At 67.2% G+C, this 19,129-nt stretch carries 20 protein-coding genes; 13 read left to right on the top strand and 7 right to left on the bottom strand.

What is annotated here, in order from left to right; genetic code table 11:
• Positions 1-20 precede the first annotated feature (20 nt).
• The gene (locus ASF79_RS12425; RefSeq protein ID WP_055855341.1) at positions 21-1,403 is read right to left on the bottom strand and encodes a glycine--tRNA ligase; all 1,383 of its coding nucleotides are present in this window, start codon (positions 1,401-1,403) and stop codon (positions 21-23) included.
• Between the two features lie 71 nt (positions 1,404-1,474).
• Here ASF79_RS12425 and ASF79_RS12420 point away from each other — a divergent pair, with 71 nt between their 5' ends.
• The 4 genes from ASF79_RS12420 (at position 1,475) to ASF79_RS12405 (ending at position 6,124) form a co-directional block, all read left to right on the top strand.
• Complete coding sequence (locus ASF79_RS12420; protein ID WP_055855339.1) at positions 1,475-2,551, top strand: hypothetical protein; 1,077 nt, start codon at positions 1,475-1,477, stop codon at positions 2,549-2,551.
• Positions 2,548-3,459, top strand: coding sequence for a hypothetical protein (locus tag ASF79_RS12415; protein WP_055855337.1), 912 nt, complete (start codon positions 2,548-2,550; stop codon positions 3,457-3,459). Before ASF79_RS12420 ends, ASF79_RS12415 begins: the two co-directional genes overlap by 4 nt.
• A gap of 315 nt (positions 3,460-3,774) precedes the next feature.
• Positions 3,775-5,805 carry an APC family permease gene (locus tag ASF79_RS12410; protein WP_235500751.1) on the top strand — a complete coding sequence of 677 codons (2,031 nt, stop codon included), beginning with the start codon at positions 3,775-3,777 and terminating at the stop codon, positions 5,803-5,805.
• A gap of 85 nt (positions 5,806-5,890) precedes the next feature.
• Positions 5,891-6,124 carry a DUF3073 domain-containing protein gene (locus tag ASF79_RS12405; protein WP_055778674.1) on the top strand — a complete coding sequence of 78 codons (234 nt, stop codon included), beginning with the start codon at positions 5,891-5,893 and terminating at the stop codon, positions 6,122-6,124.
• Here the strand turns inward: ASF79_RS12405 and ASF79_RS12400 are convergent.
• Positions 6,121-6,420 carry a hypothetical protein gene (locus ASF79_RS12400; protein WP_235500750.1) on the bottom strand — a complete coding sequence of 100 codons (300 nt, stop codon included), beginning with the start codon at positions 6,418-6,420 and terminating at the stop codon, positions 6,121-6,123. The two genes, ASF79_RS12405 and ASF79_RS12400, sit on opposite strands and share 4 nt — an antisense overlap.
• 118 nt (positions 6,421-6,538) lie before the next feature.
• On the opposite strand from ASF79_RS12400, the gene ASF79_RS12395 reads away from it, so the two are divergent.
• Positions 6,539-7,339, top strand: coding sequence for a putative protein N(5)-glutamine methyltransferase (locus ASF79_RS12395; protein ID WP_055855331.1), 801 nt, complete (start codon positions 6,539-6,541; stop codon positions 7,337-7,339).
• Here the strand turns inward: ASF79_RS12395 and ASF79_RS12390 are convergent.
• Entirely contained in the window at positions 7,336-8,247 is a 912-nt protein-coding gene (locus ASF79_RS12390) for a LysR family transcriptional regulator ArgP (protein ID WP_055855330.1), read from the bottom strand. The two genes, ASF79_RS12395 and ASF79_RS12390, sit on opposite strands and share 4 nt — an antisense overlap.
• 68 nt (positions 8,248-8,315) lie before the next feature.
• On the opposite strand from ASF79_RS12390, the gene ASF79_RS12385 reads away from it, so the two are divergent.
• Positions 8,316-8,945 (top strand): LysE/ArgO family amino acid transporter, encoded by a 630-nt coding sequence (locus ASF79_RS12385; protein WP_055855328.1) that lies wholly within the window; start codon positions 8,316-8,318, stop codon positions 8,943-8,945.
• Between the two features lie 33 nt (positions 8,946-8,978).
• Positions 8,979-9,383, top strand: a complete 405-nt coding sequence (locus ASF79_RS12380) for a RidA family protein (RefSeq protein ID WP_055855326.1) — start codon at positions 8,979-8,981, stop codon at positions 9,381-9,383.
• Between the two features lies 1 nt (position 9,384).
• Here ASF79_RS12380 and ASF79_RS12375 read toward each other — a convergent pair whose 3' ends face one another.
• Positions 9,385-9,750 carry a sterol carrier family protein gene (locus ASF79_RS12375; protein WP_055778690.1) on the bottom strand — a complete coding sequence of 122 codons (366 nt, stop codon included), beginning with the start codon at positions 9,748-9,750 and terminating at the stop codon, positions 9,385-9,387.
• Between the two features lie 55 nt (positions 9,751-9,805).
• Between ASF79_RS12375 and purD the strand changes: the two genes are divergently transcribed.
• Both purD and ASF79_RS12365 read left to right on the top strand, forming a co-directional pair.
• Positions 9,806-11,077, top strand: coding sequence for a phosphoribosylamine--glycine ligase (purD, locus tag ASF79_RS12370; protein ID WP_055856089.1), 1,272 nt, complete (start codon positions 9,806-9,808; stop codon positions 11,075-11,077).
• Positions 11,074-11,952 carry a phosphoribosylaminoimidazolesuccinocarboxamide synthase gene (locus ASF79_RS12365; protein WP_055778694.1) on the top strand — a complete coding sequence of 293 codons (879 nt, stop codon included), beginning with the start codon at positions 11,074-11,076 and terminating at the stop codon, positions 11,950-11,952. Before purD ends, ASF79_RS12365 begins: the two co-directional genes overlap by 4 nt.
• A gap of 73 nt (positions 11,953-12,025) precedes the next feature.
• On the opposite strand, the gene ASF79_RS12360 is transcribed toward ASF79_RS12365, so the two are convergent.
• Both ASF79_RS12360 and purM read right to left on the bottom strand, forming a co-directional pair.
• Complete coding sequence (locus ASF79_RS12360; RefSeq protein ID WP_055855324.1) at positions 12,026-12,397, bottom strand: hypothetical protein; 372 nt, start codon at positions 12,395-12,397, stop codon at positions 12,026-12,028.
• Between the two features lie 273 nt (positions 12,398-12,670).
• Complete coding sequence (gene purM / locus ASF79_RS12355; protein WP_055856086.1) at positions 12,671-13,777, bottom strand: phosphoribosylformylglycinamidine cyclo-ligase; 1,107 nt, start codon at positions 13,775-13,777, stop codon at positions 12,671-12,673.
• 128 nt (positions 13,778-13,905) lie between these two features.
• Between purM and ASF79_RS12350 the strand changes: the two genes are divergently transcribed.
• From ASF79_RS12350 to ASF79_RS12335, 4 genes are read left to right on the top strand one after another with little or no spacing between them, the layout of a single operon-like run.
• Entirely contained in the window at positions 13,906-14,163 is a 258-nt protein-coding gene (locus ASF79_RS12350) for a hypothetical protein (protein WP_055779836.1), read from the top strand.
• A complete protein-coding gene (locus ASF79_RS12345) occupies positions 14,163-15,422 on the top strand; it encodes a cupin domain-containing protein (protein WP_055855322.1) in 1,260 nt (419 codons plus the stop codon). The genes ASF79_RS12350 and ASF79_RS12345 overlap by 1 nt, the downstream gene beginning before the upstream one ends.
• Positions 15,419-16,336 carry a sucrase ferredoxin gene (locus ASF79_RS12340; RefSeq protein WP_200933577.1) on the top strand — a complete coding sequence of 306 codons (918 nt, stop codon included), beginning with the start codon at positions 15,419-15,421 and terminating at the stop codon, positions 16,334-16,336. The genes ASF79_RS12345 and ASF79_RS12340 overlap by 4 nt, the downstream gene beginning before the upstream one ends.
• Positions 16,333-17,058: a DUF72 domain-containing protein gene (locus ASF79_RS12335; RefSeq protein ID WP_055855320.1), complete on the top strand. Its 726-nt coding sequence runs from the start codon at positions 16,333-16,335 to the stop codon at positions 17,056-17,058. The genes ASF79_RS12340 and ASF79_RS12335 overlap by 4 nt, the downstream gene beginning before the upstream one ends.
• Here the strand turns inward: ASF79_RS12335 and ASF79_RS12330 are convergent.
• On the bottom strand, positions 16,994-19,102 hold the full coding sequence (locus ASF79_RS12330) for a family 43 glycosylhydrolase (protein WP_082495873.1): 2,109 nt from the start codon (positions 19,100-19,102) through the stop codon (positions 16,994-16,996). The genes ASF79_RS12335 and ASF79_RS12330 overlap by 65 nt on opposite strands.
• Between the last annotated feature and the right edge of the window lie 27 nt (positions 19,103-19,129).

The following is a 19,129-nucleotide window of genomic DNA, read 5'->3' as shown; positions in this document are numbered from 1 at the left end:
GGGAGCCGGACGGCTGTCGACTAGGCGCCGATGAGCCTCTCGGCCAGGTAGCCCTGCAGGCGATCGAGCGACACGCGCTCCTGCGCCATCGAGTCGCGCTCGCGCACGGTCACGGCATTGTCTTCGAGGGATTCGAAGTCGACCGTGATCGCGAACGGCGTGCCGATCTCGTCTTGACGACGGTAGCGGCGACCGATGGCTCCGGCGTCGTCGAAGTCGACGTTCCAGCTCTGGCGCAGATCCTGCGCGACCTTGCGGGCGAGCGGCGAGAGCGCCTCGTTGCGCGACAGCGGAAGCACCGCGGCCTTCACGGGGGCGATGCGCGGGTCGAGCTTGAGCACGGTGCGCTTGTCGACGCCGCCCTTCGAGTTGGGAGCCTCGTCTTCGTGGTACGAGTCGACCAGGAACGCCATGAGCGCCCGGGTCAGGCCGAACGAGGGCTCGATCACGTAGGGGATCCACCGCTCGTTCGACGTCTGGTCGAAGTACGACAGGTCGGTGCCCGACGCCTCGGCGTGCGTCTTGAGGTCGAAGTCGGTGCGGTTGGCGACACCCATGAGCTCGCCCCACTGGCTGCCCGGGAACTGGAAGCGGTACTCGATGTCGACCGTGCGCTTGGAGTAGTGCGACAGCTTCTCTTGGGGGTGCTCGAACTGGCGGATGTTCTCGGGGTTGATGCCGAGTCCGATGAACCACTCCCAGCTCTGGTCGATCCAGTACTGGTGCGCCTCTTCATCGGTGCCGGGCTGAACGAAGTACTCCATCTCCATCTGCTCGAACTCGCGGGTGCGGAAGATGAAGTTTCCGGGGGTGATCTCGTTGCGGAACGCCTTGCCGACCTGGGCGATGCCGAACGGCGGCTTCTGCCTCGAGGTGTTGAGCACCGTGGCGAAGTCCACGAAGATCCCCTGGGCGGTCTCGGGTCGAAGATAGGCCATTCCGGACTCGTCCTCGAGCACCCCGAGCGTGGTCTTCAGCATTCCCGAGAACTTCTTGACCTCGGACCACTGGCCCACGTTCCCGGTGTCGGGGTCGCGCACGTCGGCGAGGCCGTTGACCGGCGGATGTCCGTGCTTGGCCTCGTAGGCCTCGAGCAGGTGGTCGGCGCGGTAGCGCTTGTTGGTCGCGAGCGACTCGACCATCGGGTCGTTGAAGACCTCGACGTGGCCGGAGGCCTCCCAGACCTGGCGGGGAAGGATGACGGCGGAGTCGAGACCCACGACGTTGTCGCGGCTCTGCACCATGAACTTCCACCACTGCCGCTTGATGTTCTCTTTGAGCTCGACACCGAGGGGCCCGTAGTCCCAGGCACTGCGTGTGCCGCCATAGATCTCTCCGGTGGGAAAGACGAATCCTCGGCGCTTGGCGAGGGCAATGACAGAATCAAGAGGAGATGTGGGCATAACGGCTTCCGTAAGTCGCCCACCGGCCGGCTGCCAGCGGGTGGATAAGCCACAATCTTATGGGAGGGGCCATGGGAGACCGCGACACCGAGCATTGGCTCCGCCAGCACGGACTGCCTTACTTCGTGGCGCCGCGCGCTCGATCGCGAGCACTTCTGGCACGCACCGCCCCGTTTCTCGTCTTCGCCCTGTCTTTCGATGTGCTGAGTTCGGTGGTCCTCGAGGTCACCATCGATCTCGACACGGTCTCGGCGAGCGAGCTGACCGTGGCCCTCGTCGCGTTGCTGCTCGTCATCGCCGTCCCCGTCGTTCCGGCCCTGCTCGGCCTCTGGACCTCTCGGCTTCTGCGCTCCCGGGCGGGTGCGAAGAGACCGGTCGCCCTCGTTTCGCTGGCGCTCTATCTCGTGGTCGATCCCCTGCTCTTCGGCGCGCTCGGGTTCGACGATCCCGTCGATACCCTCGGTCAGAATGCGGCGGTCGCCGTCGCCGCCCTGGCCTTCACCTGGCTCGGAATCGGGGCACTGCTCGCGTGGGCGCTGCGGGCGGCCCTCCGCCAATTCGGGGCTCTGGGCCAACTGGCGACACGGGCGCTGCCCATCCTGATGCTCGTGGTGGTCTTCGCCTATTTCGCTCGGGCCCTGTGGGAGGTGACGGCGAGCATGACCGTGCCGCGACTCGTCGGCGTCGCCGTCTTCTTCGTCGTTCTCGGCCTCTTGTTCGCCGTTCCCATCATGCGCAAGGAGCTGTCCACCCTCGGTCGGGCCCCCGAGACGGAGGGCCCTCCCCTGACGCCGCTCGAGCGATTCAACCTCGGCGTCGTCATGGTCATGGCACAGGCCTTTCAAGTGGCACTCTTCGCCGCCCTGGTCTGCGTGTTCCTCGTCGTGCTCGGCACGCTCGCGTTCAGCGACGAGGTGCTGAACAGCTGGCTCGGCGGCCACGGTGGCAACGCGCAGGTGCTGGGTGTCGATCTGCCCGTGCGAACGGCGATGCTGAAGACCGCCGTGTTCCTCAGCTGCGTCTCGTCTCTCAACTTCCTCGTCTCCGTATCGACCGCCCCCGCGTACCGGGCCTCCTTCTACGACCCGCTGCTCGACGGAGCTCGCGAGGCACTCGCCGTTCGCGCGGCCTACAGAGCCGGTCGATGACCTCTCTGCTCGACCTCGACATCCGCACCGGCCCCGGTCTCTGGATCGTCGACGCCCTCGCCCTCGCCGCCGTCGGGGCGCTCGTCGTGCGCCGGCCCGCTCGACGGTGGATGCGGGTGGTCGGCATCGGCGCGATCGCGGGCCTCCTCGTCGGCCTGGCCGTCGTCTTCGTCGTGCAAGATCTTCTCGACGTCTTCAACTCACCCATCAGCACCGTCTCTCGAAGCTGGATCTACGCCGCCTCGGCAGCATGCGGCCTCACCGTCGCGAGCGTGCGCGTGACAAGAGGCTGGCGTCGCGCCGTCGCTATGTTCGCCGTGCCGTGGTTCGTCGTCACCGCCGCACTCGGGGTGAATGCCGGGTTCGGCCTCGAGCCGACGCTCGGCGACCTGATCGGGGTCGAGACGCAGCCGCCGCTGACGGTGCCACCCCTTGTTCCACGCACCTCGTCGGACGCCGACGGCTCGATTCCGCTGGCGGCTCGGTGGACGCCGCGCGGCGACCTGCCGGGTTCCCGAACGGGTCGGGTCGCCATCCCCGCCACATCGTCGGACTTCACCGCACGAGATGCCGTCGTGTGGTTGCCACCGGCTGCTCTCGTCGACGACCCGCCCGACCTCCCCGTGGTCGTGCTCATGATGGGCCAACCCGGCAGCCCCAGCGTCGACATCATCGGAGACGTGCTCGACGAGTTCGCCGCCGATCACTCGGGGCTCGCACCCATCGTCGTCTCCGTCGATCAGCTCGGCGGGGCCGATGCGAACAACCCGCTGTGCATCGACGGCTACCAGGGTGACGCGCGGCGGTATCTGTCGGCCGACGTGCCCGCCTTCATCAGATCCACATTCAACGTGCAGGATGCGCGGGAGGCGTGGACAGTGGCCGGCTTCTCGAACGGCGGCATATGAGCGTGCACGACCGCTGTCCATTCTGGACACTTACCACTTCTTCGACACCTGGGCCATCTTCGCAAGCGGGGAATTCGACGAGCCCTACCTCGGAGCATCCAGAACCCTCGCGAGGGCGGCCACGGCCGCGGGAATGACGACGAGTCTCGCGATATCGCCCGGCACATCTCACGGTGGAGCGACCCTCGAATACGGTCTGCGCCACGCCTTCGAGACGCTGTATCCCCGGCTGGGCCTGTCGACGGAGTGAATCATGGCCGCACGCTCACCGCAGCCACATTGACATGGGGTTCGCGCGGAGTAGTGTTCTCACTCGTGACTAACGAAGTCAAGTCGGCAAAACGCTGGTTTATCGGCGAACCGCTCCCGACCGACAAACTCGAAGGGCAGCTTCTTCCGAAGCGGCTCGCGCTGCCCATCTTCGCCAGCGATCCCCTCTCCTCCGTTGCATATGCGCCTCAGGAGCTGCTGATGATCCTGCTCATCGGCGGTCTCGCGTTTCTGAGCTTCGCGCCCTGGGTCGCTGCGGCCGTGGTGCTCCTGCTCGTGGTCGTCGTCGCCTCGTACCGTCAACTCGTCAAGGCATACCCCTCCGGCGGGGGCGACTACGAGGTGGCACACAAGAACCTGGGTGAGAAGGCGGGACTCGTCGTCGCATCCGCGCTTCTGGTCGACTACGTCCTGACGGTGGCCGTGTCGGTCGCCTCCGGAGTCGACAACATCATCTCGGCACTGCCGTTTCTCAACCCCTACCGGGTCGAGATCGCCGTCTTCTTCGTGATCGTGCTCGCCGCCGTGAATCTGCGCGGAGTCGCCGAGTCGAGCAAGGCCTTCGCCATTCCGACCTATCTGTTCGTGGGCAGCGTGGCACTGATGATCGTCACCGGGCTGGCGCAGGCGATACTCGGCAACGCCCCCGTCGCCGAATCGGCCGACTACGGCGTCAAGGCAGAGGGCCTGACGCAGGCCGCGGTCATTTTGCTCCTCCTGCGAGCGTTCTCGAGCGGCTGCAGCGCCCTCACCGGCGTCGAGGCCATCTCCAATGGAGTACCCGCGTTTCGCACCCCCAAGGTGAAGAACGCGCAGCGCACACTCGTTTTGATGGGCAGCATCGCCATCGTCCTCTTCGCCGGTCTCGTGACCCTCGCCCTGATCGCGCGCGTGCACTACGCCGAGAACGCGTGCCACCTCATCGGTTTCCAGAACTGCGAGAGTCAGCCGCAGCGCAGCCTCATCGCGCAGATCGCCTCGGCCGTCTTCGGCAACAACTCCGTACTGTTCTACGTGATCCAGGCCGCCACCGCCGCAGTTCTGCTGCTGGCCGCGAACACGGCCTTCAACGGCTTCCCGCTGCTCGGCTCCGTTCTGGCCAAAGACTCCTATGCTCCGAAATCGCTGCTCACTCGCGGCGACCGTCTCGTCTTCTCCAACGGCGTCCTCATCCTCGGGCTGTTCGCCACGCTCATCATCGTGGTCTACCAGGCCAGCCTCACCCACCTGATCCAGCTCTACATCATCGGCGTCTTCGTATCGTTCACCCTGGGTCAGACCGGCATGGTCAAGCACTGGTGGGGCATGCTGAAGGGGGGATGCTCGAACCGCGGGGCCGTGTGGCGAGGCCTGGCGATCAACGCCTTCGGTGCCCTCCTCACCGCGGTGGTCCTGATCGTGGTGACCATCACGAAGTTCACCCACGGCGCCTGGCTGGTCTTCGCCATCATGCCCGTGCTCTACGTTCTGATGCTCGGCGTCAACCGCTACTACCGCGATGTGAGCAAAGAGATCGAGGTCGACGCGACGACGACCTTCGGCGCCGACGGCGACCACGCGATCGTTCTCGTCGGTCGCATGCAGAAGCCCGTTCTCAAGGCTCTCGACTACGCGATCGCGGCCCAGCACGACAGCATCGAGGCCGTGCACCTCTCGATCGACGACGAGTCGACCAATGCCCTCGAGAAGGCGTGGAAAGAGATGAACATCTCTGTGCCTCTCAAGATCATCGTGTCGCCCTACCGAGACGTCGCCGAACCTCTCTGCCAGTACATCGCCAAGCGCCGAACGATCCACGGCTCCGAAGTCGTGACCGTCTACACGCCCATCTACATCGTCGGCCACTGGTGGGAGACCCTCCTGCACAATCACAAGGCTCGTCGCATCCGCAAGCGCCTGATGCTGGTGCACGGAGTCACCATCGCCCTGGTGCCGTGGCTCCTCGACTCCTCCGAGGTCATCTACGGCCGCCGGTCGCGCCCGTTGCCGGGAGCCGAGCGCCGAGGCGAGCCGGTGCGCCCTGTTGCGCGCACGCCCCGCCAGGAACGGCGACACGCAAGGTCGCAGCAACAGTAGGTGCTAAACTGGCGCAAGTTTTGTAAGTTATTCGACTCCCGGGTGGCGTTCTCATCCCCCGGCCCGAGAGGTGAGGGGGTCTCGCATGGGGCGCGGCCGTCAAAAAGCTAAGCACACCAAGGTTGCTCGCGAGCTGAAGTATTTCAGTCCCGACACCAACTACTCCGCGCTCGAGCGCGAATTGAGCCACCCCTCCGACGGTGAGCCCGACTACTCCAAGTGGATCGACGAAGACGAAGACGAGTCCGAACTCGACGGCGTCACGGTTGTGAACCCCGAGTTGCTCGACACCGACGAGCCGCGCCAGAAGCGCGCCTAGTTCGTCGAACCCTCGTCGAGCTGAGCAGAGCCGGTCTCCGTCTCGCCGTCGACACGCTCGCTGGTCGTCATGACGACAGTTCGTGCGCGGCGGGTCGACGCCCGGTCGACGGCCACAGCCACGCCGGCCGACAGCCCGACGAACACGGTCACGAGGATGATTCCGACGAACCCGAAGACCTGAGCCCGAGAGTAGTTCGGCGTCTCGGGAAACACGAAGGTCAGAATCAGCGTGATGAGAATCGCGAGAACGACCCCCACGGCGATGAACCGCACGAAGCGAGGCGATCGCCTCACCACAACATCGTGTGTTGTGTCGGCAGGAACAGAAGAAGTCGAGTCGTCGGGATGAGCCACACCCTATTGTCTCGCACATTGCCGCGTGGTCGCCGTGCCTCGAGAGCATAATCGTGTGATGGAGTTCGAGCGGGCCGTCCTCGCCCTCCGCGCCGCGGGATGCGTCTTCGCCGAAGACGAAGCGCAGCTGCTCGTCGAGGCGACGAGCACGGGTCGTACGATCGATCGCAACGCCCTCGAGGCGCTGATCGCCCGTCGCGTCTCGGGCGTTCCGCTGGAGCACATCCTCGGCTGGGCCGAATTCGCCGGCGTGCGGGTTCTGGTCGACGAGGGGGTGTTCGTTCCGCGTCGCCGAACCGAGTTCCTCGCCTGCCGCGGCGCCGAGCTGGCACGGGAGCACAAGCATCCGGTCGTTCTCGATCTCTGCTGCGGGTCGGGCGCCATCGCCCTCGCGGTGCGAGAGTCGCGGGGGCGCTCACCGTGGGCCGTAGAGATCTACGCGGCCGACATCGATCCGCGCGCGGTGGCCACGGCCCGACGCAATCTCCCGCATCCGGCCGTCGTGGTCTGCGGCGATCTGTTCGAGCCGCTCCCCCGCACGCTGCGAGGTCGCGTCGACGTGCTCGTCTGCAACACCCCGTATGTGCCGACGGATGCGATCGGCTCGATGCCGCCTGAGGCTCGGCTCTTCGAGGCGACACATGCGCTCGATGGAGGCGACGACGGACTCGACGTGCAGCGCCGCGTGGCGGCCGAGTGCCGTGCCTGGCTCGCTCCCGGCGGCCACGTTCTGGTCGAGGCGAGTGAGCAGCAGGCGCCGCGATCGGTCGAGCTGTTCGAGCGGGCGGGGCTCAGGAGCCGCATCGAGTACTCCGACGATCACGACACCTCGATCGTGATCTCGACGAATCCGCGCTAGGGCCGACCGAACGGATGCAGTGAGGCACGCGCTCCGCGACGAACGGCATCCGTGACCGAGTCGAGCGTGGCAGATGCGAGATTCCAGCGCTGCCAGAACAGGCGCACTTCGGTGAAGCTGCCGGGCGCCAACTCCACGAGGCGTCCCGCCGCGAGCTCGGCTGCGCACTGCTGCTCGGGAAGCATGGCCCAGCCGAACCCCAACACGACCGAGCGGGCGAAGTCGCTCGAGGTGGGAACGAAGTGCCGAGCCTGCGCTGCCGGATCGGCATGATCCGCTGTTCGACGGACGAAATCCGCCTGCAGCTCGTCTCGCCTGTCGAAGTCCACTCGCGGCGCCCGGATCAGGGCCGACAGGTCGCTCGGTTCGATCGCATTGTCAGCCTGGAACCGGGGCGTGCACACCGCTCGGTAACGCATGGCTCCCAGCGGTTCGACAGAACAACCTTGCACAGGATCCGATGTCGACGTCACCGCAGCCATCACGGTCCCCGAACGCAGCAGCGAGGTCGTGTGCTCCTGGTCTTCGCGATGGATGTCGAAGACGACACGGCCCGTCACGGCCAGGGGCGCCACGGCCTCGAGGAACCAGGTCGCCAGACTGTCCGCGTTCACTGCGATCGCGAGCGCGACCGCGCCGTCACCCTCGTCTGCGTGCAAGGCCGAGCGAGCATCGGCGTCGAGAAGAGCGACCTGCCGCGCCAGCCGCAACACGACCGAACCCGCCTCCGTCGGCGCCACGGGTGTCGTGCGCTGCAGCAGAATCTGCCCCGATGACTGTTCGAGGGACTTGACGCGTTGCGAAACCGCCGAGGGCGTCACGCGCAAGCGGCGGGCAGCGGCATCGAAGCTCCCCTCCTCGACCACGGCGAGAACGGTCTGCAGGTGCTCCAGGTGAAACGCTGACATTAGCCCTCCTAATCCTTCGTAAGAAAGATTAGCTGTACCGCGATTCGCGATTCTCCTACGGTCAGAGCATGACCCTCGAGACCACCCTCCTCCCCGCCCTCTTCGGCCTCGGCACCGGGCTCGCGCTGATCATCGCGATCGGCGCGCAGAACGCCTTCGTGCTGCGGCTCGGGATCGCGGCGCGGGTGCGCATCGTCGCCCTGATCGTCGCCATCTGCGCCGTCTCCGACGCTGTGCTCATCGCCGCCGGAGTCCTGGGAATCGGTGTCGTGATCGAGAAGGCTCCGATCGCGCTGGTGATCATCCGGATCGTCGGATCGGCCTTCCTCATCGGCTACGGGCTACTGGCCGCCCGACGAGTCTTCCGCCCGCAGACGCTCGAACCTTCTACGCAGCACGGTTCGATCTCGGTCAAGACCGCGGCGCTGACGGCGCTGGCTCTGACCTGGCTCAACCCTCACGTGTATCTCGACACCATCGTCTTCCTCGGATCGGTCGCGAACCAGCAGGGTGCGGCGGAGCGCTGGTGGTGGGCCGGCGGAGCGATGCTCGGCAGCATCCTCTGGTTCAGCGCCCTCGGCTTCGGCGCGCGCCTGCTGCGACCGTTCCTCGCACGGCCGAACTCGTGGCGCATCCTGGATGCCCTGATCGCCGTCGTGATGCTGGCCCTCGGCATCCGGATGGCCGTCGGGTTCTGACTCCGCGCTACCCCGCCTGGCTAGGCTGACAGAATGACCGCTGTCACGCTCATCCGCTCGGCTTCCCTCGCTCAGTCGGCCCCGTATGCGTACGCCTCGACCGCACCCGCCGACGCGAGGCTCGTCTTTCTCGCGGGCGCCTGCCCTCTCGACGAAGACGGCGATGTCGCGGCTCGCGGAGACATCGCCGCCCAGGCGAGGCTGTGCATGCAGAACCTCGAAACGGCCCTCGCGGCGGCGGGCGCGAATCTCGACGACGTGCTGTCGACGCGCGTCCTCGTCGCGACGACTCGACAGCCGGACCTCGTGATCGCGTGGGATGTCGTACGCGAGGCGTTCGGCGATCACGACGCCCCGAGCACGCTTCTCGGCGTGACCGTGCTGGGCTATCCGCATCAGCTGGTCGAGGTCGAGGCGATCGCCGCGGTGCGCGACTGATCTAGGGGCGCTCGACCGGCACGTAGCCGGTGAGGTCGGCGCGTTGCCCAGACGCATGGATGCGCGCGGCGGCGATGCCGTCAGCCCACGCGAGCCGGCCGGTCGCCAGCTCGAGCCAGGTCGCCGCATCCATCTCGACCACATTGGGCGGAGTGCCGCGGGTATGGCCGGGGCCCTCGATGCACTGCACCGCGCCGAACGGCGGCACCCGGACCTCGACGGTGTTGCCCTGAGCCGCGTCTGCAAGACATTGCAGAAGATAGCGCGTAGCCGTGGCGGTCGCGTCCCGCGAAGCGGCGTCGCCCTGTGCCGTGGTGGCCGCGATGGCGGCCTCTCCGTCGAGAGTTCGAATGCGTGTCTTTGCCATAGTTCTCAGGGTAAGACGCGCGGTCCGAGAAATTCTTCGAAGCTAAGCTGTGGCTGTGAAGATTCTTGTCCTCGGATCCGGCGCGCGCGAGCATGCCATCATCACCGCGCTCCTCGCCGAGCCCGGTCACCACGACATCGTTGCGGCACCCGGCAACGCGGGTATCGCACTCGTCGTTCCCGTCGTCGGCATCGATGCCGAAGATCCGGATGCCGTGGTCGATTTCGCGCAGGACGGTGACATCGACCTGGTGGTCGTCGGGCCCGAGGCACCTCTGGTGGCCGGAGTGGCCGATGCGCTGCGCAGCCGCGGAATTCCGGTGTTCGGGCCGAGCCGCGAGGCCGCGGCACTCGAGGGCAGCAAGACCTTCGCGAAGCACATCATGGCCGAGGCCGGCGTGCCGACCGGCCGCGCCGAACGCGCCGGCACGATCGCCGACGCCGAGCGCGTGCTCGACGAACTCGGCGCCCCCTACGTGGTCAAGGCCGACGGGCTCGCTGCAGGCAAGGGCGTTCTCGTCACCGAGAGCCGCGATGCCGCACTGGAGCACGCGCGGCACTGGCTGAGCCACGGCGAGATCCTCATCGAGGAGTTCCTCGACGGAGAAGAGGTCTCGCTCTTCCTGCTCAGCGACGGGCACACCGTTCGCCCGCTGTCGCCGGCCCAGGACTACAAACGACTCGCAGACGGCGACGCGGGGCCGAATACCGGAGGCATGGGCGCGTACTCGCCGCTTCCCTGGCTCGACGAGCGCTTCGGCAGCGAAGACGCCTTCGTCGACGAGGTCATCGACACGATCGCTCTTCCCACCATCAGGCAGCTCGCCGCAGAGGAGAAGCCGTTCATCGGTCTGCTCTACTGCGGCCTGATCCTCACCCGCGACGGCATTCGCGTCATCGAATTCAACGCCCGCTTCGGTGATCCCGAGACGCAGGTCGTGCTCCCCCGGCTCGAGACACCGCTGAGCGAGCTTCTCTTCGCGGCGGCGAGCGGCACGCTCGTCGATCAACCCCGACCCGCGTTCTCGACCGACGTGGCGGTCACCGTCGTCGTCGCCAGCGAGAACTACCCGGGCACGCCGGTCACCGGACGTGTGCTCACCGGCCTCTCCGAGGCCGAGACGGTCGCCGGTACGCACATCGCTCACGCCGCTACTGCCGTGAAGAACGGGGAGTTCGTCGCGACGGGAGGACGAGTACTGAGTGTCGTCTCCACCGCATCCGGTTTCGCCGAGGCGAGGCGCCGCGCGTACGAGGCGGTCGAACTCATCGGACTCGAAGGGTCTCAGCACCGCACCGACATCGCGGCCAAGGTGGCAACGGCATGACGATCGAGATCGAAGGATTCACCGACGTCTACAGCGGCAAGGTGCGCGACCTCTACATTCCCACCGACGCCGTCAGCATCGATGACGCCGACACGCTGCTGGTCGTCGCCAGCGACAGGGTCAGCGCATACGACCACGTGCTCGAGCCCGGCATCCCGGGCAAGGGCGAGCTGCTCACCACGCTGAGCCTGTGGTGGTTCGATCAGCTCACCGGCGTTCCGAACCACCTCGTGGGCAGTCAAGACGACGTTCCGGTCGAGGTCGCCGGACGAGCGATGCTCGTGAAGCCCCTCGATATGTTCCCGATCGAGTGCGTGGTGCGCGGTTACCTCTCGGGCTCCGGCTGGAAGGAGTACCAGGAGTCGCAGTCGGTCTGCGGCGTCGCCCTGCCTTCAGGTCTTGCGAACGGCGACAGACTGCCCGAACCCATCTACACCCCGGCGTTCAAGGCCGAGCTGGGCGATCACGACGAGAACATCACGTTCGAGCGCACGATCGAGCTCGTCGGCCTCGACGTGGCCGAACGCCTGCGTGACCTCTCGCTCGAGATCTACTCACGGGCATCCGCTATTGCCGAAGCCCACGGAATCATCCTCGCCGACACGAAGTTTGAGTTCGGCGCCGACCGCACCACCGGCGAGATCACACTGGCCGATGAGGTTCTCACGAGCGACTCGAGCAGGTACTGGGACGCCGAGGCCTATGCTGCGGGTGACCGACTCGCCAGCTTCGACAAGCAGATCGTACGCAACTGGCTCTCTGCCAACTGGGACACCACCGATCCGAACGCAGGTCCTCCGCCGGAGCTGCCCCGGCAGATCGTCGAACAGACGGCAGCGCGCTATCGCGAGCTGCTCGCGCGACTCACCGCGTAGCCGCGCGGCGGCACACCTCGTGTCGGGCGTGATGGATGGTGCCTGTCTACCAGCACCATCCATCACTCCTGAGTCACCGCCGCCTCGCCGATATCAAGGCAGGTCGCGCGACGGGCGCCTCGGTTGGCAGCGCTGTCGTGCCCGCGTCACCGAAGGCGCGGAGGGCGGAGCGTACGAGTGCTCCACTCCACACCTCCGGATGCGGCACGCTCGGGTCGACCAACAGACAGTCGAGCCGGGTGGGGTGCAGAGCGTCGGCCGGCCCCCACCAGATCGCCCGGGCGAGCGGGCGACCGTCGAGGAAGGCGAGCCACGTCCACTCGTCACGGTACGTACCGGCATCCTGGCCGGCGAGGAACTGCAGGGCGTCTACCCACGGATCAGGTCCGGGAGAAGAGAAAGAAAGAACGGCGCCGAGGTCGGAGCCGGTGGTTGAACGAAACACGAGAGTGTCCTCCGAGAGAAGTGGAGGCGCTGCTCGGCTCGGTTCAGTCGATGACAACCGAAGGGAGGAGCGCCGGGATAAGGGTGTGTGCGCAGAAATCGCGTGACGCGATCGCATTGTTCTTGTCCATTGCCATCAACTCCCTTCCTTAGATCGTGGACGCCCGGGTTGGCGTGCTCACCGACAGTAGCGCTTGATCTCCGCCGATCTCAAGCTCTCGTTACAGTTCCGATATATTCTTCTGGTCGCATATGAGACCAGGATGGCCCTCGATTACTCGGCGAAGCGGCCGACGAGTCGCACCGCACCCCCGTCGACACCCTTCGCACCCTGCTCGAATCCGTCGAGGTCACGCTGGCCCAGCGACACGACGCCTGCCTGCCAGGTCGGGATGCCATCGGCCGTCAGGGCGGCGGAGATCGCGTCGGACGCGTCTGCCTTGACGACCGCGAACATGCCGATGCCCAGGTTCCAGGTGCCCTCCGAGCTCTCGAGGGTCGACGCAGCGAGGTCTGAGAGCACGCGGAAGACCGGCGCGGGAGACCAGGTCGACCGCTCCACCTCGACCCACGAGCCTCGGGGAAGAACCCGCGCGAGATTCGCGGCGATTCCGCCTCCGGTGACGTGCGACAGCGAGTGAACGGAGCCCGCAAGCGCAGGGTCGCCGAGCACGCGCAGCAGCGGCGAGGTGTAGAGACGGGTGGGCTCGAGAAGGACCTCGCCGACGACGCCGCCGAGTTCGGTCGACGAATCGGTGTATCCGATTCCGCGAGACGAGAGGATGTGACGCACAAGGGAGAACCCGTTCGAGTGCAGTCCCGACGACGCGAGGGCGAGTACGACGTCGCCGTCTTCGACGAGGTGCGCGCCGAGCAGGGCGTCGGCCTCGACTGCTCCCACCGCAGCGCCCGCGACGTCGTAGTCGTCGGGGCCGAGCAGGCCAGGGTGCTCCGCCGTCTCGCCGCCGACGAGGGCGGTGCCGGTCTCGGAGCAGGCACGCGCGATACCGGCAACGATGTCTGCGATGCGCTGGGGAACGACCTTGCCACAAGCGATGTAGTCCGTCATGAAGAGCGGGGTGGCACCGACGACGATGATGTCGTCGACGACCATGCCCACCAGGTCTTGTCCGATGGTGTCGTGCTTGTCGATGGCCTGCGCGATGGCCACCTTCGTGCCCACGCCATCGGTCGACGTGGCCAGCAGCGGTCGATCGAACTGCTTGAGGGCGGAGACATCGAACAGACCGGCGAAACCGCCGAATCCGCCCACGACCTGGGGGCCGTGCGTGTTCGAGACCGCTGTCTTCATCAGCTCGACGGCGAGGTCTCCGGCGTGGGTGTCGACGCCGGCCTGGGCATAGCTGTTGCTCATGCTCATCATTCTTCCCTATGTGCGCCACCTGCGACTCTCGTAGCAACATCTGTAAACCCCCTGCCGCGCTGTCGGTCGACGGGAGTAGCGTGTTCATCGATGGTGGCCAGACATCCACCGTGGGAGGAGAACCGATGGGTATCAACGACGAGGACATCACATCAGGAACCGACAACGCAGGCGAAGGCCCCGCTGATGGCGGAGCCAACGTAGGCGGACACGACGGTGGCGCGGACGGCGCGGCCTCTGCGGGCGAAGGCCCGGCAGACGGCGGAGCCAACCCCGACGGCCACGACGGCGGAGCCGACGGATCGGCCGACGAGGGAGAGGGCACCGCTGATGGCGGAGCCAACCCCGGCGGTCACGACGGCGGAGCCGACGGATCGGCGTGATGAACCCTAGCCCTCACGAAGCGAGGGCCGAGCGCGGGTCGGGAAACCGGCCCGCGCTTTCTCGCTGCATCAACATCGGCGCCGACGAGTTCGCCGCCGACTACTGGGGCCAAGGCCCCCTCCTATCTCGGGCAGACAGCCTCGAGCGCGACTTCTCAGACCTCTTCTCGAGCGATGCGGTCGACGAGCTCGTATCGGAGCGCGGCCTCCGCACGCCCTTCATGCGCATGGCGATAGAAGGCCAGGTGCTCGCGAAAGATCGGTTCACTGCTCCGGGAGGATTCGGCGCCGAGATCGCCGACCAGATCTCGAGCGACAAGGTGCTGACCGAGTTCGCGGCCGGTGCCACGATCGTCTTGCAGGGCCTGCATCGCACATGGCCCCCGATCATCGACTTCACCACGCGCCTGGTGGCCGACCTCGGGCATCCCGTTCAGGTGAACGCCTACGTCACTCCCGCATCGTCTCGAGGCTTCGATCCGCACTACGACGTGCACGATGTGTTCGTTCTGCAGATCGCGGGCGAGAAGCGCTGGCGAGTCCACTCCCCCGTGCATCCCGACCCGCTGGCCGATCAGCCCTGGTCCCAGCACGCGAAGGCTGTCGCCGACGAGGCGACGAACGCACCCGTCATCGACGAAGTACTCCAGCCCGGCGACGTTCTGTACCTTCCGCGCGGCTGGATCCACTCGGCAGAAGCGCTCGGTGACACGTCGGTGCATCTCACGATCGGTATGAGCGCCTTCACCCGGGCCGACCTCGTCTCCCAGGTCATCGCGAAGACGCGCGCCGACGCATCCCTTCGCTCGTCGCTGCCCCTCGGCCTCGACCTCGGCGATCCGGATGCCCTCGCGGGCGTTCTCGCCGAAACGCTGGCCGATCTCGTCGCCGCCATCCACGACGACCCGCTCACACCCGACGCCGCGGCCGCATCACTCGCTCGCCGATTCACGAACATCACCCGGCCCGAGCCGGTGCGCCCCCTCGCGACCGTCGCGGGCCTCGCGCATCTCGACGTCGCATCCGTCGTTCGCTGGCGTCTCGGGCTCGCAGGTCGGGTCGAGGCGCGAGGAGACACCGTGAGCCTCACGGCCGGCGCCCGTACGCTCTCACTGCCGCTCGTGGCCCACGCCGCCCTCGAACGGCTGCTGCTCGGAGAGTCGACGCCGGTAGGCGCGCTGCCCGGACTCGACGACGAAGACGCCATCGTGGTGTGCCGCAGATTGGTACGCGAGGGTGTTCTGGTGCTCGGGGCGTGACCGACCTCAGCGCTCGGCAGGTGCTGCCCGATTGGCGACCGTGCAGCGATCGCTCCCGCGAGCGGGGTGATCCCCTGCCGGGCACGGGTTCTCGAGGAACAGAGTGGTTTCTCGTCGAGATCTCCGGAGCGTGGGGCCAGCATGCCTTTCTCGAATCCACGTTGCCGACGGACGTCGGTCGCGCGCTGGTGAAGAGAGTCGAGTCGCTCGGCATGCGGCCGCTCGCCATTCGCAGAACCGGCAAGCGCGAGCCGCAGGACGGCTACCGCTGGGCCCTCGTCGACTCGCGACCCGGTTCGGAGGGCGTGAAGTGGGGATGGGTCGAGACGGCCGAAGAGCTGCTCGACGTTCCTCTCGACGGCTCGGTGGGAGTCGTCTCGCACAAGCCGATCGTCGCCGTCTGCGCCCATGCCCGGCACGACCAGTGCTGTGCTGTGCGCGGACGCCAGGTCGTGAAGACCCTCGCCGAGTCCTTTCCCGACGAGACGTGGGAGTGCTCCCACCTGGGCGGAGATCGTTTCGCCGGCACCCTGGTGTTGCTGCCGCACGGCCTCTACTACGGCCGTGCAGACGGGGCGGATGCGGTGGGTCTCGTCACACGCTACCTCGAGGGCCGGGTCGACGAACGCTTCTTCCGGGGCCGCAGCTCCCTGCCGAACGCGGTGCAGGCCGCACAGCACCACGCTCGGGCCACCCTCGACGATGAGCGCATCGACATCCTCGGCCCGACCTCGGCCCAATTCGCCGACGGAGTCTGGCGCATCGAGCTCGAGTACCCGGCCGCCACCATCAAGGTGATGCTGGCCGAGACGCTGTCGGAGCCTCTGCTGTCGACCTGCTCCGCCACCCGACCGGGCCGCAGCCGCGAATACCGCCTGCTGTCGGTCGAGATCGCCGACGCCCCGTCGCCGTGACCCTGCGAATCGGCACGAGCGGGTGGAGCTATGACCACTGGCAGGACGTGCTGTATCCGCCTGGCCTCGCGACGGCGAAGCGCCTCGCGGTGTACACGGCCGAGTTCGACACCGTAGAACTGAACGCCAGCTTTTACCGCTGGCCCCGCGAGACGACCTTCGCGGGGTGGCACGACAGGCTGCCGCCGGGGTTCGAGCTCGCCGTGAAGGCGCCACGCGGCCTGACGCACGGCCGCCGCCTCTACTCGCCCGAGCCCTGGCCCGAGCGCATCCGCCTCGCCATGCACGCGCTCGGCGACCGTCGGGGACCGCTGCTGGTGCAGCTGCCGCCCAATCTCGAACGCGACGACGCCCGTCTCGACTACTTTCTCGGCACCCTGCCCGACTGGATGCGCGTGGTCGTGGAGCCGCGCCACACCAGTTGGTTCGACGAGGGCGTCTATGAGCTGCTCGAGAGGCACGGCGCCGCGCTCTGCGTGATGAGCGGCGCCGGCCTTCCCTGCATCCTGCGCGCGACCGCGCCGTTCGTGTATGTGCGCCTGCACGGACCCGACACGGGCACGCTCTATGCCGGGTCGTACTCGGATGACGATCTGGCATGGTGGGCCGATCGCATCCGGGAGTGGCAGGCGCAGGGCCGGGATGTGTCGGCCTACTTCAACAACGATGGCGCGGGGCACGCGGTGCGCAACGCCCGCACGCTCCGCGCCATGCTGCACTAGCCGCGGCTGCTCTACCCGCGAGTGACGCCGGCCCGCTCGCACGCCGAGCTCCGCCGATGCGGATCCCGATTCCCGCGAGCAGAAGCGCGATCACCGCGGCCACCAGGGGCGCGAGGTCGAGTCCGGTCGCCGCCAAGGAGCCGTTGCCGCCGGGAGCCGCCGGAACAGCGCCCGGAGGTGCAGTCGGCGTCGGTTCGGGCTCGGTCACGACCGGGTCGACGGCCAGCTCGAACACGCGCACGTAGTCGAAGCTCGTGGTGAAGCCCGCCCCCGCCATCGAGAAGAGCGCGATGCGCGGAGCCACGGCCTCCTCGAGGGGAGTGGTCCAGGTTCCGGCCTCATCCCAGCTCAGGCCGTCGAGGCTCGTGAACGCGGTGTAGAGGTTCTCCGTATCGCTGTGCTCGCGGACGAGACGCAGGAAGGTCTCCTCGCCGACCGGGCCGCCCACCGTGTTGCCGTAGGCGGGATTTCCCGGTTCGCTCCGCTTGCCGAACTCGGTCTGCCGGGTCTCCCAAATCGAGGTGACCCCGAGCTTGATGTAGTGCCCGTCGTCGGTGTAGGCCAAGAGGCCGCCCTGAACGAAGTTCTGGCAGCAGCCGTCTTCTGGAACGTCGAGCGACAGCTTCGTGTCGACGACGTAGTCGCCCTCGGGCGCGGCCTCGGTCACGATGCCCGCGGGGTTCTCTCCGAGGTTCAGGTCGGCCTGCTGGGTCTTCCACGAGAAGCGTCCGTCGGCGACGGTGTGGCCGGCGGCGTCGGGCTCGCGGATCCAGCTCCACTGCTCGCCGAGCCCGGTTCCGTCGAACTCGTCGCTGAGGGCCGGAATGGCGGCTCCGGGCTGGGGGACGTCGGCCTGCACCGGCGTATAGCCGACGGGCTGTCCGGGCTGGGTCACGGGAGCCGGCTGGGGGGAGTCGGATGGGCCTTCGCCGCCTCGGGTCACAGGCCAGCCGTCGATCCAGTCCAGCGGATCCATCAGCACGGGACGCTTGGTGTAGCTGCCGTCGAGGAACCACGGGTCGGTGCGGTCGACCGCGTGATAGAAGATCCACTGCTGGCCCGACAGGTCGGTCACGACCGAGTTGTGCCCCGTTCCGATCCAGCGGTTGCCGTTCTGGTGCAGCACCGGGGTGCCTCCCACACGGCCGTCGAGCAGAGTGGTGCCGGTGCGGTCGAGGAACGGCCCGGTCGGGCTCTCGGAGCGGCCCGCGAACACGGAGTAGGCGGTGAGGGGGCCGTTGCAGCAGTTCGTGGCCGAGGCGAGCAGGTAGTACCAGCCGTCGCGCTTCACGATGTTGACGCCCTCGTAGCGGTTCGAGATCGCGATCTCGGTCTGGCTGGCCGGGTCTGAGGTCAGGCCGTCGGCGGAGAGGGTGCGCACCGAGATCCCTCCGAAGTAGCTGCCGTAGTAGATGTAGGCGGTGTCACCGTCGACGAGCACCTCGGGGTCGAAGGTCCAGCGCGCGCTGGTCGAGGCCGGGTCCGCCGGAGGGGCCTGCGCTTCGATGACGGGGGCGCCGGAGTCGGTCCACGGTCCGGCCAGGCTCGGGCTCGTTGCGACGCCGATGGCCGACCGCTTGTGCTCCGGGTCCGTATCCGGGTTGGCAGCGGTGTTCGTCGCCGTGTAGTACAGGTGGTAGCTGCCGTTCAGGAACACCACGTCGGGGGCCCACATGTCGCCGTTGCCGATCCATGCCGGCCTCGTGTTCAGAGCTTCGCCCTGGAACTCCCAGTCGACGAGGTTCGTCGAGCGGTAGCTCGGGATGCTGTAGAAGCGAGGCTCGCCCGACTCGTCGGTCTCTCCGGTGACCAGCGCGTCGCGGGTGCAGAAGAGGTACCAGGCGTCGTCGCCCGGGGTCTCGGAGCGGATCACATCCGGATCGGCGCACTGTTCGGCGCTGACTCCGTTCGGCAGCTGGAGGTTGAGCGGGTTGCTGTATGTGGCAACGGACGGGTCGGGCTCAGGCGCCGCGAATGCGGGGGTCGCACTCGCGACCACGGCGAGCGCCGCGATCAGCGCGCCCGTTCTGAACAGCTTTTTCATGGGTCCTCTTCGTTGAGTCGGTGTGCG

This window comes from Agreia sp. Leaf335 (assembly GCF_001423605.1).
GTDB lineage: Bacteria > Actinomycetota > Actinomycetes > Actinomycetales > Microbacteriaceae > Agreia.
This window is presented reverse-complemented; position numbering and strand designations above follow the sequence as displayed.

What these genes read in the sequence shown, in the direction of transcription:
- ASF79_RS12345 (WP_055855322.1), top strand. Translation starts at nt 14,163, where the DNA reads ATGAACCCTAGCCCTCACGAAGCGAGGGCCGAGCGCGGGTCGGGAAAC.
- ASF79_RS12375 (WP_055778690.1), bottom strand. Translation starts at nt 9,750, where the DNA reads ATGGCAAAGACACGCATTCGAACTCTCGACGGAGAGGCCGCCATCGCG.
- ASF79_RS12405 (WP_055778674.1), top strand. Translation starts at nt 5,891, where the DNA reads ATGGGGCGCGGCCGTCAAAAAGCTAAGCACACCAAGGTTGCTCGCGAG.
- purM (WP_055856086.1), bottom strand. Translation starts at nt 13,777, where the DNA reads ATGAGCATGAGCAACAGCTATGCCCAGGCCGGCGTCGACACCCACGCC.
- ASF79_RS12380 (WP_055855326.1), top strand. Translation starts at nt 8,979, where the DNA reads ATGACCGCTGTCACGCTCATCCGCTCGGCTTCCCTCGCTCAGTCGGCC.
- ASF79_RS12395 (WP_055855331.1), top strand. Translation starts at nt 6,539, where the DNA reads ATGGAGTTCGAGCGGGCCGTCCTCGCCCTCCGCGCCGCGGGATGCGTC.
- ASF79_RS12420 (WP_055855339.1), top strand. Translation starts at nt 1,475, where the DNA reads ATGGGAGACCGCGACACCGAGCATTGGCTCCGCCAGCACGGACTGCCT.
- ASF79_RS12385 (WP_055855328.1), top strand. Translation starts at nt 8,316, where the DNA reads ATGACCCTCGAGACCACCCTCCTCCCCGCCCTCTTCGGCCTCGGCACC.
- ASF79_RS12365 (WP_055778694.1), top strand. Translation starts at nt 11,074, where the DNA reads ATGACGATCGAGATCGAAGGATTCACCGACGTCTACAGCGGCAAGGTG.
- ASF79_RS12350 (WP_055779836.1), top strand. Translation starts at nt 13,906, where the DNA reads ATGGGTATCAACGACGAGGACATCACATCAGGAACCGACAACGCAGGC.
- ASF79_RS12390 (WP_055855330.1), bottom strand. Translation starts at nt 8,247, where the DNA reads ATGTCAGCGTTTCACCTGGAGCACCTGCAGACCGTTCTCGCCGTGGTC.
- ASF79_RS12330 (WP_082495873.1), bottom strand. Translation starts at nt 19,102, where the DNA reads ATGAAAAAGCTGTTCAGAACGGGCGCGCTGATCGCGGCGCTCGCCGTG.
- ASF79_RS12415 (WP_055855337.1), top strand. Translation starts at nt 2,548, where the DNA reads ATGACCTCTCTGCTCGACCTCGACATCCGCACCGGCCCCGGTCTCTGG.
- ASF79_RS12425 (WP_055855341.1), bottom strand. Translation starts at nt 1,403, where the DNA reads ATGCCCACATCTCCTCTTGATTCTGTCATTGCCCTCGCCAAGCGCCGA.